Genomic DNA, 13304 nt, shown 5'->3' with positions numbered 1-13304 from the left:
CCCTCAGAAGCCCTCAGAAGAACGACGGAAGCAGGACAGCGTCCTTCCCTGGGCGGAAAGTGCGCCACACCCATACTTGCGCGCCCAGGAGGATGGGCGCGAACGGCAGCACCATGACACTGAGCACATTCAACGTGGCCGCCGGCGCGGTGTGCGCCAGCAGGTACGGCATCGCGCCCACGAGCACGCCCACCGCCGGGACCGCGGCCACGACCCCCGACACCACCAGGGCCCGCCCCGACCTGGACGCCCCGAAGACCCCGGGCGTCCGCCACGCCAGGAACGTCCACCCGTGGAAGGCGAACAGCAGCGTCACGACCGCCCCCAGCATCACCCCCACCGGATGCACCGGCGAGGCCGCGAACCCCGTGGCCGCCGCGTGGATCGCCATGCCCCACCCGAACGACAGCCCCAGAGACCCGAACGCGATCATCGCGTCCCAGAACCCCCGCCACCTGAAGCCGTCCAGCCTGCGCCGGAACCACAGCCCCGCGTCCCGCACGACCCAGCTCAGCAGCATGGCCACCACCAGCGGGTACAGCTTGAACAGCACCTCGCCCTCCAGCAGCGGGTAGACGCCGAACAGCGTTCCGGCGACCGCCACCAGCCACACCTCGTTGGCCAGCACGTACGGCGCCATCGCGGCCACCATGCGGTCGCGGCCCTGGCGGGTCCTGCCCAGCAGCGGCAGCAGCAGCCCCACCCCCAGGTCGAACCCCTCAAGGGCGAAATATCCGGCCAGCAGCACGGCGAAGAGAACGAACCAGATCACTTCCATGTCGGCACCTCACTCAGTAACTCAGCGCGGGGGAGCGGGTCTCACCGGCGGGGACGGCGCCCAGGGCCACGTCGCGCGGCCCGCGCCGGACGATCCGGGCGATGAGCACGTAGTCGACGACCGCCAGCAGCCCCAGTACGCCCGCGAACCCGGCGAGCGAGGCCGTGACCATGCCCGAGGTCAGTCCGGGGGACATGGCGTCGGCCACGGTGAGCTTCTGCCAGATCATCCACGGCTGCCGGCCGACCTCCCGCGCCAGCCAGCCCAGGATCGCCAGGATGAACGGCAGCGGCGTCATCACCATGAGCAGCGGATGCGTCCACCGCCACCGCGGCAGCACGCCGATCATCGGCAGCATCACGAACAGCACGACCAGCGCGAGCAACTGCCCGAACTCGATCATCAACCCGAGCGGCAGCGCCGCGCCCACGTTGCCGTCGAACTTCCCGTCCTGGATCCCGGCGAACTGCGCGTACCCGAACCCGATCGTGACGAAGATCCCGATCGCCGCCGCGACCACGCCGGTCCGCAGCGACCTGGTGAAGAACTCCACGTGCTCGGTGCGGCGGCGCAGCTGGTACGCGCTCGCCCCCACCATCACCATGGCGCCCGTGAACAGGCCGGCCCCGATGACGTGCGGGAAGGAGAAGATCAGGCTCTTGTTCGTGAGCAGGGCGCCGAAGTCGACCAGCTCCAGGCGGTCGCCGCGGGCGACGGAGCCGACCGGGTTCTGCAGGAACGAGTTGGCGAGCATGATGTAGAAGGCGCTCGCGTACGCGGTCAGCGTCACGAGCCAGATGCAGGCCAGGTGCGCCCATCGGGGCAGGCGTCCCCAGCCGAAGATCCACAGGCCCAGGAACGTGGACTCCAGGAAGAAGGCCACCAGGGTCTCCATGGCCAGCGGCGCGCCGAAGACGTCGCCGGCGTAATGGGACAGGCCGCTCCAGGAGAGGCCGAACTGGAACTCCATCACCAGCCCGGTCACGATGCCCAGAGCGTAGTTGACGACGTAGATCTGGCCCCAGAAGCGGGTCATGGCCTCGTGGAGCGGTTTGCCCGAGATCACCCAGCGCGTGTTCATGATCGCCACCAGGGGGGCCAGGCCCAGGGTCAGCACGACGAACAGGAAGTGGAGGCTTCCTGTCACGGCGAACTGCGTCCGGGCCAGTTCGAGTGCATCCATCGCGAACTCCGTTGTTGTGTCTGGCTACATATAGACAGCCTACATGTAGACTGCCTACATGAGCGCGCGCGTCCGTACTTCGGCCGGGGTCCTTCGGTGGGAGGGGCAGGCCAGCCCGCCGCCTTCGGTGGCGGTCCTTCGGGCGCGAAGGAGGCGGCCGGGCGTCCCGCCTCTTCGGGCCGGGGTGCCTCGGGTGGCGGCGCGGTGGTCAGGGCATGCCGGGTCGCCCGTGCGGTGTCTAGGATCGGAATCATGAATCCGGACGCGCTGCGCGGGCACATGGACGCGCTCCTGCTCTCCGTGCTGGAGCGCGAGCCGCTGCACGGCTACGCCATCATCGAGGCGCTGCTGGAGCGCAGCGGCGGCGCGCTGAACGTGCCCACGGGCACCGTCTACCCGGCCCTGCGCAGGCTGGAGCGCATCGGCTACCTGTCCAGCGAGTGGGCCACGGTGGGCGGGCGCAAGCGCCGTACCTATCGGCTGACGGCTTCGGGCAGGAAGCACCTCGAAGGGGAGCGCTCGGCGTGGCAGGAGTTCGCCACCGTGATCGGCAGCGTGCTGCGCGCCGAAGCCGTCGAGGTCAGCGCCGTGCGAGCCGCGAACGGCTGACGCGCAGGCAGCGCGTGGCGCCGTAGATCTGCAGGCCCCAGAAGGTAGACGTCACCATGTTGGCGAGCAGGGAGGGCAGGGCGTCCAGATGGCTCCCGCCCGTCGCGCCCAAGGTCAACGCCAAGCTCAGCGCTCCGGTGACCGGCAGCATGATCCACACGAGCAGGCCCAGCGACCTGGTCACCAGCCGGGGCCGGTGGATCCACCGGGCGCCCCGGCTCAGGGCGAAGAGTGCGAGCCCGCCGTACAGCCCGACGCAGAGCTGGAGGATGTCGAGCAGTCGCGAGACCACCGGGAACCAGGCGGGCGCGTGCCGCCAGGCGTCCGCGTCGCCGGGATAGACGCGCCACATCATCGACCACATCAGAGTGGTGATCGGCACGCTGATGAACAGCAGCGAGCCCAGCCGGCGCCCCGCCACGGCGGTCAGCTCGGACTGGTAGCCGGGGGCGACCTCCGCGACCTCCCCGAACTCCGCCACCGCGACCCGCTCCGCCTCCGCCCGTTCGAGCCCCTCGGCCTCCAGCGCGTCGGCGGTGTCGGTCAAGCTGTCGCGCGCCTCGACGACCAGATCGCGCTTCGCCCCCTGCGGGCCGGCCAGGGCGCGGTCGAGCTCCGCCACGTAGTCGTCGATACGCATGGACCCCAGTCTACGGAGGACGATCTCGGTCTCCCATCGGGGAAATCCCCGAGATTCCGGGGTGCCGGGTTGATGTGTAGGAAAATTCCTACGTATAGTGTTCGACATGCCGATATCCCAGATTCTCACCATCACCGTGCCCGTCGCCGACCAGGAGCGGGCGCTGGCCTTCTACACCGGCGTCCTCGACTTCGAGGTGCGCACCGACAACCCGTTCCCGATGGGCCGCTGGCTCACCGTCGCCCCCAAGGGGTCCGGGACCGCGCTGCTGCTGGCCTCCTGGTTTCCAGGCATGGCCCCGATCGGCGGCCTGGTGGTGGCCGCGCCCGACCTCGACGCCCTGGCCGCGCGGCTGCGCGAGCACGGCGTCTCGTTCGAGGGGCCGAGCGACGAGCCGTGGGGGCGTCAGCTGCTGTTCCAGGATCCGTTCGGCAACGGGTTCGTGGTCAGCCAGGCATGACGGCCGACCACGTGTTCACCGCGCTGGCCAGCCCGGCCAGGCGGGAGCTGCTGCGCCTGCTGCTCGACGAGGGCGCCCAGCCCGCCGGCCGGCTGGCCGAGCGGTTCGACATGAGCAGGCCCAGCGTGTCGGAGCACCTCAAGGTGCTCAGGGACGCCGGGCTCGTGGCCGAGACCCGCAAGGGGCGGGAGCGGCACTACCGGCTGGAGGCGGCGCCGCTCATGGAGATCCGCGACTGGCTCACCCCGTACGAACGGTTCTGGCGGGAGAAGCTGGCCGACCTCACGACCTTGCTCGACGAGATGGAGGACGACGACCATGCCCCGTGACACGGCGGCTGAAGACCTGCGCGCGATCAGGATCGACCAGTTCATCGCGCACCCGCCGAGGAAGGTGTGGCGGGCGCTCACCGAGCCCGAGCTGGTCGCCCGCTGGCTCATGCCCAACGACTTCAAGCCCGAGGTGGGGCACCGGTTCACCTTCACCACGGAGCCCAAGCCGCAGGTGGGCTTCGACGGGATCGTCTACTGCGAGGTGCTGGAGCTGGAGCCGGAGAAGCTGCTGAAGATCAGCTGGAGCGATCACAAGCGGGCCGACTGGACGGTCACCTGGCGGCTGGAGCCGGAGGGCAGGGGCACCAGGCTGTTCCTCGACCACGAGGGCTTCGAGCCGGACGACGAGCTGCAGCAGCTCTCCCGCCGCATCATGGGCGGCGGCTGGCGCTCGCGCCACTTCCGCGCCATCGCCGCCGTCGTGGAGGGGCTGGACGCCTAAGGTCGCAGGGCCGGGCTCGGCGGCTCGGCCTGGCGTTCGGCGTGCGAGGTGGACGTCCACATCACGGCGGCCGTGGTGATCGCCAGCAGCAGCGCGAACCAGCCGGCCGCCCGCCCCATGCGCATTCCGTACCCGCACAGGAGCCACGAGACGGACAGCCACCAGCGGTGACCGGCCTGGCGCCGCATCTCCATGGCCGCGAACGCGAAGTCGGCCGAGGTGGCGCGGTCGCTGGGCTGCAGCCCGGCGTAGAGGTCGGCCAGCCGGTCGGGGGTGGCGCCGGGATCGCCCGGCGCCGCCCAGCCGCGCATGGTGTGCTCGTCGGCCAGCGCGCGCCGGCGCGAGAACCAGCGCAACATCGGCCAGCGCAGGCTCACCCGCAGGCCGCGCGGCGTGAGCGCGAACGTGCAGTCCTTGACCCGCACCCCCGACGGATGGGCCAGGCCGGCGAACCTGCACGCCGACAGGTCCAGCCCGTACAGCGCCAGGTCGCTCGCGTCCACCTGCCGCAGCGACGTCAGCACGGACCTGCCCCGGCCGGTCACGGTGGCGGGGCCGCGCAGCACCGCGCCCTCCAGATCGGCCTGGGAGTCGGTCAGCCGCAGCGTCGTCGCGCCCGCCACCTCGACGCCGCGCAGGTCCACGCCGCACCGGGACACGGCCACGTCCAGGAGCCCGTCGGCGCGGGCCCTGGCCGCCGACAGCCTGCCGGTGGCCGAGAGGTAGGCGTCGGCGGCGAAGTGCGCGGCCTCGAACCCGGCGTGCCCGCTGACCTTGCGGAAGGACAGGGTACGGCCGAAGCGCGCCCCTCTGAAGGCGGCCCCGCCGCCCAGCCTGGCCCCGTCGAAGGTGGCGTACCCGTCGAACCTGGCCCGCTCGCACGACAGCCCGTGGCCGAAGACGGCCTGGCTGAACAGCGCGTCGCGGGACATCACGGCCCGGTCGAGGCAGACGTGCCCGCGCACGGTGACGCCGTGGAAGGACAGCTCGCGGGTGAACCTGGCGCCGGCCAGCGACACGTTGCCCTCGAAGCGGGCGCCGAAGAACGAGGCCAGCCGCTCGAACCTGGCGCCGTCGAGCGACACGTCGCCCGTGAACGTCACACCGGACAGCCGTACGTCGCCGGTGAACCTGACCCGGTCGAGCCGGGCCCTGCCGGGCCTGCCGCCGGTGGCTTCGAGCACCCGGGACAGCAGCTCGCCGCTGACGGTGGTGCCGCGCAGGTCGAGCAGGCGGCCGGGGGACATCTCGTCGAGGGCCTGGGGGAGGTCGTCGGGTGCGAGGTGTGCGAGGCAGAAGCCGGTCGTCCGGCCGGCGATTCCGGTGCAGGCAGCCGAATACGCGCAGGTGACCCAGTCCATGCAGAGGTCATACCCGCCGGGGGAGGGTGTCAAGGTTCGATGTTTTAATGTTCTATCCACTTTTATGTGGAAATATGCGCTCTAAATAGGCTCTAAAGTGCCGGGCATGCGCGCTTTATCCCGAGCATCCCTCGCTGCCCTAGTTGTGGTGGCTCTCTCCGCCTCGCCCGCCGCGGCGGATCCCGCGTCCCCCTGCGACACCCCTGCCACGCATCGCATCGCCCAGGTGCAGGGCGGCGGGGACGCGACCCCGCTGCCCGGCCAGACCGTACGGGTCGAGGGCGTCGTCACCGGCGACTTCCAGCGGACCGACCAGCTCAGCGGCTTCTTCCTGCAGGATCCGCGGCCGGACTCCGACCCCGCGACCTCGGAGGGGCTGTTCGCGTTCGCCCGCGAGTCGTTCAAGGACGTCAAGGTCGGCGACCGGGTCCTGGTCACCGGCCGGGCGACCGAGTTCAACGGCTGGACCGAGCTGTCGCCGGTCACCGCCGTGGACGTGTGCGGCACCGGGAGCGTGGCGGCGCAGCCGTACAAGCTGCCCACCGAGACCGCGGGCGGCCTGGAGCGGGTCGAGAACATGCTGCTCACGTTCCCGCAGCCGCTGACCGTCAGCGAGCACTACAACCTGGGCCGCTTCGGCGAGGTCACGCTCTCCTCGCAGGGCCGGCTGTTCCAGCCGACCGACCGGCCGGGCGTCGACCCGGCGCTGGACGCCCGCCGCCAGCTGCTCATCGACGACGGCTCCACCAGGGAGAACCCGGCCACCCTGCCGCCCATCGTGCGTACCGGCGACGTCGCGTTCGCCGTCACGGGCGTGCTCGGGTACGGCTTCGGCAAGTACCGGCTGCAGCCGACCAAGCCGATCGACTACAAGAACGCCAACCCGCGCCTGCCCAAGCCGTTCCCCGTGATCGGGAACGTCAAGGTGGCCTCGTTCAACACCCTCAACTGGTTCACCACGCTCGGCTCGCGCGGCGCCACCAACGCCGCGGAGCAGCAGCGCCAGCTCGCCAAGCTGGTGGCCGCGCTCAAGGGCCTCAACGCCGACGCGGTCGCGCTCATGGAGGTCGAGAACAACGGCCAGACCGCGCTGCAGACGCTGGTGGACGCCCTGAACGCCGAGGTCGGAGCCGGTACGTACGCCGCGCTCACGCACCCGTACCCCGGCACGGACGCCATCCAGGTCGCGCTGATCTACAAGCCCGGCAGGCTGACCCCGGTCGGCGAGACGAAGGCGTCGCAGGACCCGGTGTTCAGCCGCCCGCCGCTGATCCAGACGTTCCGCCGCAAGGGCGGCGGCCAGCCGTTCACGATGCTGGTCAACCACCTCAAGTCCAAGGGCACCTGCCCGGCCGACGGCCCCGACGCCGACCAGGGCGACGGGCAGAGCTGCTGGAACGCCACCCGCGTCAAGCAGGCCCAGGCCCTGCTGGGCATCGTCGCGGACCAGGACCTGCCCAACCCGATCGTGCTCGGCGACCTCAACGCCTACGGCGAGGAGGACCCGATCGACACCCTTGAGGCGGGCGGCCTGACCAGCGTCACCAAGCGGTTCGTGCCCGCGCCGCTGCGCTACAGCTACCTGTTCGACGGCCTGGCCGGCGAGCTCGACCACGCCATGGTCGGGCGGCAGCTGCTCAAGCGGGTGACGAGCGCGACGATCTGGCACATCAACTCCGACGAGCCGCGCATCCGCGACTACAACACGGAGTACAACCCGCCCGGCCTCTACCAGCCGGACGCGTACCGCTCCTCCGACCATGACCCGCTGGTCATCGGCCTGACCCTGCCGGGAGACAAGGGGTAAGCACGGGAAGAGGGGACAGTCTCGCGATATTTCGTAAACGGTCCCCTCTTTTCTTGTTGTAGATCGGCCGTACGGGGCTGCGGCGCGTCGAGGGCCGGCGATGTACGGGACCGGGTCCGCCGGCATCGCGCCGGCCGCCGGAGTCCCCTGGGGCGACTGGCATTTCTACGACAAGGCGCTCATGACCGCGCGCGGCTGGCGTACGGTGGGCGCATGATCGCGGTCGGCTGTCTGCACATGGTGCCCTTCCACCGGTTCGGGCGCGTGCGGAGGACCCCGGCTTCGGCCACAGCCGGGAGCAGGTGGCCAAGGAGGTCGCCTACGCCCTGCTGCCTCTCACGTTCGTGGGCGGCGACTCCAACACCGACCGGCGCGACCTGCCACTGGTCGCGGCACACCGGGACGGCGCGGACACCATCCTGCACACGCCGCCGGCCCCCGGCCGGCCGCCGGACTCCATCCCGACCTGCTCGACCATCCGTGCCGGGTGGCGGAGTTCGCGCCGGCCCAGACACTGGAATGCGGGCGCGAGGGTAGGGGTTCATACCGATGAACAGTTTTCAGCGAGGGACGAGGAGCCACTTGTGGCGACCATCGAAGTAACAGAGCAGAACTTCAACGACATCGCCGACAAGGGGATCGTGCTGCTCGACTTCTGGGCGGAGTGGTGCCCGCCGTGCAAGAAATTCGGTCCGATCTTCGAGCAGGCGTCCGACCTGCACGGGGACATCACGTTCGGCAAGATCGACACCGACGCCGAGCAGGGGCTCGCACAGGGCTTCGACATCACCTCGATCCCGACGCTGATGGCCATCCGCGACGGCATCGTGGTCTTCGCCCAGGCCGGCGCCATCCCCGCGCCCGCACTCGAGGACCTGATCAGGCAGGTGCGGGCGCTCGACATGGACGCCATCCGCGCCGAACTCGCCGAGGAGATGAAGCAGAACTGACCCTTCCCAAGGGTCTCAGGGCTTGCGGGCGACCCCGACGTACCCGAACGTGATCCCGTTCCCGGGCGCGTCCGGGTCGTCGGGCCGCCAGCCGTTCGGGTACGTCAGCCCGGGCTCCTCCAGCTCGTAACCCTCGAAGAAGCGCAGGATCTCCTCGCGCGTCCGCAGGCTCAGCGCGGCGGTGGCCCGCCGGTAGATCTCGACGGCCTGCGGGGTGGTGTCCGGCGTGGTGTCGATGGCATGGCTGATCATCAACCGGCTGCCGGGCGCGCTCGCCGCGCGCAGCTTGGCCACCATGTCGTAGGCGACGTAGTCCGGGATGAAGTGCAGGATCGCCAGCATCAGGAACGCCACCGGCCGGTCGAAGTCGATCAGGTCGTCCAGTTTGTGCAGCAGCGTGTCGGTCTCGCGTACGTCCGCCTGCAGGAAGCTGACGTTCTCGGTCCTGGCCAGCAGCGCCCTGCCGTGCACGCAGACCACGGGGTCGTTGTCCACGTAGACGACCCGCGCCTCAGGGGCGATCTCGTGCGTGTTCCCCTGAGTCGGCAGCCCCGCGCCGAGGTCGACGATCTGCCGCACGCCCGAATCGACCAGGTGCCGCACGGCGCGGCGCAGGAACGCCCTGTTCGCGCGGGCGCCCTCCTTGGTATTGGGGAACGTCTGCAGGATCTGCTCGGCGGCTGCCCGGTCGGCGGCGAAGTTGTCCTTGCCGTCGAGGAAGTAGTCGTACATCCGCGCGACGTTGGGGACGTTAGGGTCCACCCCCTCGGGGGCACTGTCCACGATTTCTCCTGAAATATCGCCCTTTTTGCGGGCGATCATAGCCGTGGATTCTCCGGTTGCCCTGGAATTTGGTTCTACTCGCGGCACCAGTGAGACGTACATCACTTACGCCCATCACCCCCCGCCGCATGCCCTTCGCACCCCGTGACTCCAGGGCCCAGCCGGCCTCCTGAAGACCACCTGCCACCGAGCCCCCCGGCGCCGTCGCCCTCCCGCCCGATCGCCCCGTCGCGGGGGCGTCTCAGAAACCGGGCGGGCAGCAGAAAGGGGACGCGTGCCTGGAAGGCGGGCGCGTCCCCTCAGGTGCGGGTGAGTCAGCCGCGGTAGAGCTCGGCGACGCGGAAGGCGAGGTCGAGGGACTGGCTGCGGTTGAGCCGCGGGTCGCAGGCCGTCTCGTAGCGGGTCGCGAGGTCGTCCTCGACGATCTCGTGCCCGCCGCCCACGCACTCCGTCACGTCGTCACCCGTGAACTCGATGTGGATCCCGCCGGGATGCGTGCCCAGCGACCGGTGCACCTCGAAGAAGCCCGCCACCTCGTCCAGCACGTCGTCGAGGCGGCGCGTCTTGTGCCCGCTGGGCGCCTCGAAGGTGTTGCCGTGCATCGGGTCGCAGATCCAGGCGACCCGAGCCCCGGTGGCCGTGACCTCCTTGACCAGGGCCGGCAGGTGCTCGCGGATCTTGGAGGCGCCCATCCGGGTGATGAACGTGAGCCGCCCCGCCTCGTTGCCCGGGTTGAGCTTCTCGATGAGCGCCACGGCCTCCTCGGGCGTCGTGGTGGGCCCGAGCTTGACGCCGATCGGGTTGCGGATGCGGGCGAAGAAGTCGACGTGCGCCCCGTCGAGCTGGCGGGTGCGCTCGCCGATCCAGACCATGTGCGCCGACACGTCGTACGGCAGCCCCGTACGCGAGTCGATGCGCGTGAGCGCACGGTCGTAGTCGAGGATGAGCGCCTCGTGCGAGGAGTAGAACTCCACGGTGTGGAACTCCTCGGGATCGGCCCCGCAGGCCCGCATGAACGCGAGCGCCTGGTCGATCTCCCTGGCCAGCTGCTCGTAGCGGCGCCCGGCGGGCGACTCGGCCACGAAGTCCTGGTTCCACGCGTGCACCTGGCGCAGGTCGGCGTAGCCGCCCTTGGTGAACGCGCGGGCGAGGTTGAGGGTCACGGCCGAGGAGTGGTACGCCTTGAGCAGCCGCCACGGATCGGGCCGGCGCGCCTCGGCGGTGAAGTCGAACCCGTTGACCATGTCGCCCCGGTAGGCGGGCAGCTCGATCCCGTCACGGACCTCGGTGCCCTTGGAGCGCGGCTTGGCGAACTGGCCCGCGACCCGGCCGATCTTCACGACCGGCACCTTGCCCGCGTACGTCAGCACGATCGCCATCTGCAGCAGCGTCTTGAGCTTGTTGCGCACGTTGTCGGCGGTCGCGCCGGAGAAGGTCTCGGCGCAGTCGCCGCCCTGCAGGACGAAGGCCTCACCCCGGGCGACGGCGGCCAGCTGCTCCTTGAGCTGGTCGCACTCGCCGGCGAAGACCAGTGGGGGCAGGCCGCCGAGCTCGGCGACGACCTTGTCGAGCTCGCCGCGGTCGGGCCAGTCAGGTTGCTGCGCCGCGGGGAGGGCTCGCCAGGAATCGAGATCCACGAGATTGCTGCTCACGAGATACGAGGGTAATCCACTGGCTCCGGGCCCACGGACCTCGATGTCCACGTTGTGAGAATGCAGTCATACCCCTGAGGACTGAGAGGCGGTCAAAGTTCCTTTACGGATACGTGCTCGGGCCGTACCCCCAGCCCGATGAAGCGCCGGGTCACCCGGTTGAGCAGGGGGATCCGCCCGAGGTCGCGGGGCATCCTGGACGGGTCGAGCCTGTTGCTGAGCGCCCGCTTGATCACCACATTCTGGACCACCCGCTGGGCCGCCTGCGTGAGCCGCGTGGGCGGCATCCGCCGCTTCTGCACCAGGCGCAGGGTGGACTCCGGGATCGGCGCGCCGGACCTGAGCGACCCGGCCAGCAGGTTGGCGGTGGCGACCGCGTCCTGGACGGCCAGGTTGATCCCCACTCCGAACACCGGCGACATGGCGTGCGCGGCGTCCCCGATGCACAGGAATCCGGGCCGGTGCCAGCGGCGCAGCCGGTTGAGCACGACCGTGAGCACGCTGACGTCGTCGTAGCTCCCGATCTGCCCGATCCGGTCGGCCAGCCACGGCAGCAGCGCCGCGACCGGTTCGCGGAGCGCGTCGATCCCGGCACGCACCAGCTCGTCGAACCCGCCCTTGGGGATCACGTACGCGAGTTGCCAATAACTTTGCCTGTTGATGGACACCATCATGCGTCCCCCGGAGATCCGAAGGAACGTGTCGTCACGGTCGGACGGTTGCCGGGGCAGCCGGAACCACACCACGTCCATCGGCGCGCCGAGCTCCTCCGGCACGAGCCCGGCGCGCTCGCGCAGGGTCGAGTGCCGCCCGTCGGCGGCGACGGTCAGGTCGGCCCTGATCTCGTGCTCGCCCGACTCGTCCCGGTAACGCAGTCCGCGCACGGTCTGGCCCTCGCGGATCAGGTCGTACGCCTCGGCGTTCATCAGCAGCCGGAAGCTCGGATACCGGGCGGCGGCCGACGTGACGAGGTTGAGGAAATCCCATTGCGGTACGAACGCGATGTAGTCGTACTTGCCGGGCAGCCCGCGCAGGTCCGCGAGCCTGGCGTCGCCGCGGTCGGTCACCATGCTGATCCCGTACGCCTTGCGGTGGGGGATCTTCAGGAACTCCTCGGCCAGCCCCAGCTCGTCGAGCACCTGCAGCGTGGACGGATGGATCGTGTCGCCCCGGAAGTCACGCAGGAAGTCGCCGTGCTTCTCCAGCAACGTGACCTCGACCCCTGCCCTGGCCAGCAGCAGCGCCAGCATCGCGCCGGCCGGCCCGCCGCCTGCTATTACACAGCTCATAATTCATCACCCAATGAGATTGTCTCATCCCGGGAGAAAAGAGCAAGCCTCGCAGCCATCCGACATGCCCGGGTCGCCGAAGTACATGCGTGAGCCGCCTCTCACAAAGGGAGTGGACGATGACGGACGAACTCCACACCCTCTCGGGCGCCTACGCCGTGCACGCACTGCCGTACGCCGAGGGGGTGCTGTTCGAGGAGCACCTGCCGGCGTGCCCGGCCTGCTGGGTGGAGGTCCGGCGGCTGCGCGAGACCGCGGCCAGGCTCGCCGAGGCGGTGGCCGAGCCGCCGCCCGCCACGCTCCGGCAACGCCTGCTCGCCGCCGCCCACGAGCGGCGGCCCGACGAGCGGCGGCCCGGAGTTCGGTGGCGGCCCGGGGAGCGGCCGGAGGGGGTGCCAGGAGCGGTGCCCGACGACAGCCCGACCATCTGGCGGCCCCCGGCGTCACGCACGCCCGCAGCCCCGCCTGTGGCCCCGCCCACGGCGCACGAGGGCGGCCGGGTCCTGCCCCTCAGGCGCGGCCGGTCCAGGGTGATGGCGGGCCTGGCGGCCGTGGCCACGGCGGCGGCGGTCGCGCTCGGCGCCGTCGCCCTGGACGCCCGCCGCGACCTGAGCGACCTGACCGCCAGGAACGACGAGGTGATCGCCGTGCTGGCCGCGCCCGACGCCGAGACGGTACGCCGGCCCGCCACCTCCGGCGGCACCGGCACGGTCGTGATCTCCCGCGCGAGGGGACGCATGGTGTTCGCCTCGTCCGGCCTCGCGGAACTGCCCGGCTCCAAGGGGTACGAGCTGTGGCTGATGGGCCCGGACGGCCCCCGCCCCGCCGGGATGCTCGACCGGGCCGAGGACGGCCTGACCACCCCCCTGCTGATCACGCCGGAGCGGGGGGACGAGCGCGTGGCGCTCACGGTCGAACCGGCGGCAGGTTCCGGCAAGCCCACGACCAAACCGATCCTCCTGGCCGAGCTCCCCGAGGCCTGACACGCAGTTAGGGGGTTGGTCACGCGCGTTTGATC

The 13304-nt window shown here is 70.5% G+C and carries 14 protein-coding genes; 7 read left to right on the top strand and 7 right to left on the bottom strand.

Features of this window, described 5'->3' with window-relative positions; genetic code table 11:
• Positions 1-13 precede the first annotated feature (13 nt).
• Together ACFKCF_RS11240 and ACFKCF_RS11235 are read right to left on the bottom strand one after the other, a co-directional pair.
• Entirely contained in the window at positions 14-778 is a 765-nt protein-coding gene (locus tag ACFKCF_RS11240; protein ID WP_394492922.1) for a cytochrome d ubiquinol oxidase subunit II, read from the bottom strand.
• A 13-nt stretch (positions 779-791) separates the two neighbouring features.
• Positions 792-1961 carry a cytochrome ubiquinol oxidase subunit I gene (locus ACFKCF_RS11235; protein WP_394492921.1) on the bottom strand — a complete coding sequence of 390 codons (1170 nt, stop codon included), beginning with the start codon at positions 1959-1961 and terminating at the stop codon, positions 792-794.
• Positions 1962-2213: 252 nt separating this feature from the next.
• Here ACFKCF_RS11235 and ACFKCF_RS11230 point away from each other — a divergent pair, with 252 nt between their 5' ends.
• Positions 2214-2570 (top strand): helix-turn-helix transcriptional regulator, encoded by a 357-nt coding sequence (locus tag ACFKCF_RS11230; protein WP_394492920.1) that lies wholly within the window; start codon positions 2214-2216, stop codon positions 2568-2570.
• Here ACFKCF_RS11230 and ACFKCF_RS11225 read toward each other — a convergent pair.
• Positions 2542-3210, bottom strand: coding sequence for a permease prefix domain 1-containing protein (locus tag ACFKCF_RS11225; RefSeq protein WP_394492919.1), 669 nt, complete (start codon positions 3208-3210; stop codon positions 2542-2544). The genes ACFKCF_RS11230 and ACFKCF_RS11225 overlap by 29 nt on opposite strands.
• A 106-nt stretch (positions 3211-3316) precedes the next feature.
• On the opposite strand from ACFKCF_RS11225, the gene ACFKCF_RS11220 reads away from it, so the two are divergent.
• From ACFKCF_RS11220 to ACFKCF_RS11210, 3 genes are read left to right on the top strand one after another with little or no spacing between them, the layout of a single operon-like run.
• Complete coding sequence (locus tag ACFKCF_RS11220) at positions 3317-3670, top strand: VOC family protein (RefSeq protein ID WP_394492918.1); 354 nt, start codon at positions 3317-3319, stop codon at positions 3668-3670.
• Positions 3667-3999 carry a helix-turn-helix transcriptional regulator gene (locus ACFKCF_RS11215; protein ID WP_192792535.1) on the top strand — a complete coding sequence of 111 codons (333 nt, stop codon included), beginning with the start codon at positions 3667-3669 and terminating at the stop codon, positions 3997-3999. Before ACFKCF_RS11220 ends, ACFKCF_RS11215 begins: the two co-directional genes overlap by 4 nt.
• Positions 3989-4444: an SRPBCC domain-containing protein gene (locus ACFKCF_RS11210; protein ID WP_394492917.1), complete on the top strand. Its 456-nt coding sequence runs from the start codon at positions 3989-3991 to the stop codon at positions 4442-4444. Before ACFKCF_RS11215 ends, ACFKCF_RS11210 begins: the two co-directional genes overlap by 11 nt.
• Here ACFKCF_RS11210 and ACFKCF_RS11205 read toward each other — a convergent pair.
• Positions 4441-5805, bottom strand: a complete 1365-nt coding sequence (locus ACFKCF_RS11205) for a pentapeptide repeat-containing protein (protein WP_394492916.1) — start codon at positions 5803-5805, stop codon at positions 4441-4443. The two genes, ACFKCF_RS11210 and ACFKCF_RS11205, sit on opposite strands and share 4 nt — an antisense overlap.
• 148 nt (positions 5806-5953) lie before the next feature.
• On the opposite strand from ACFKCF_RS11205, the gene ACFKCF_RS11200 reads away from it, so the two are divergent.
• Complete coding sequence (locus ACFKCF_RS11200; RefSeq protein WP_394492915.1) at positions 5954-7612, top strand: ExeM/NucH family extracellular endonuclease; 1659 nt, start codon at positions 5954-5956, stop codon at positions 7610-7612.
• Between the two features lie 584 nt (positions 7613-8196).
• Positions 8197-8562, top strand: a complete 366-nt coding sequence (locus ACFKCF_RS11195) for a thioredoxin family protein (RefSeq protein WP_394492914.1) — start codon at positions 8197-8199, stop codon at positions 8560-8562.
• Between the two features lie 15 nt (positions 8563-8577).
• Here ACFKCF_RS11195 and ACFKCF_RS11190 read toward each other — a convergent pair whose 3' ends face one another.
• The 3 genes from ACFKCF_RS11190 to ACFKCF_RS11180 all read right to left on the bottom strand — a co-directional run bounded on the left by ACFKCF_RS11190 (position 8578) and on the right by ACFKCF_RS11180 (position 12286).
• A complete protein-coding gene (locus tag ACFKCF_RS11190) occupies positions 8578-9384 on the bottom strand; it encodes an SAM-dependent methyltransferase (protein ID WP_394492913.1) in 807 nt (268 codons plus the stop codon).
• A gap of 275 nt (positions 9385-9659) precedes the next feature.
• Positions 9660-10997 carry a class II 3-deoxy-7-phosphoheptulonate synthase gene (locus ACFKCF_RS11185; RefSeq protein ID WP_394492912.1) on the bottom strand — a complete coding sequence of 446 codons (1338 nt, stop codon included), beginning with the start codon at positions 10995-10997 and terminating at the stop codon, positions 9660-9662.
• A 92-nt stretch (positions 10998-11089) separates the two neighbouring features.
• Positions 11090-12286 carry an FAD-dependent oxidoreductase gene (locus ACFKCF_RS11180; RefSeq protein ID WP_394492911.1) on the bottom strand — a complete coding sequence of 399 codons (1197 nt, stop codon included), beginning with the start codon at positions 12284-12286 and terminating at the stop codon, positions 11090-11092.
• A gap of 119 nt (positions 12287-12405) precedes the next feature.
• Between ACFKCF_RS11180 and ACFKCF_RS11175 the strand changes: the two genes are divergently transcribed.
• Positions 12406-13269, top strand: a complete 864-nt coding sequence (locus tag ACFKCF_RS11175) for an anti-sigma factor domain-containing protein (RefSeq protein WP_394492910.1) — start codon at positions 12406-12408, stop codon at positions 13267-13269.
• Positions 13270-13304 lie beyond the last annotated feature (35 nt).

Source organism: Nonomuraea sp. JJY05, assembly GCF_043496855.1.
In the GTDB taxonomy this organism is placed as follows: Bacteria; Actinomycetota; Actinomycetes; order Streptosporangiales; family Streptosporangiaceae; genus Nonomuraea.
Note: the sequence above shows the minus strand (reverse complement) of the source record. Positions and strands in the feature narration are given on the sequence as shown.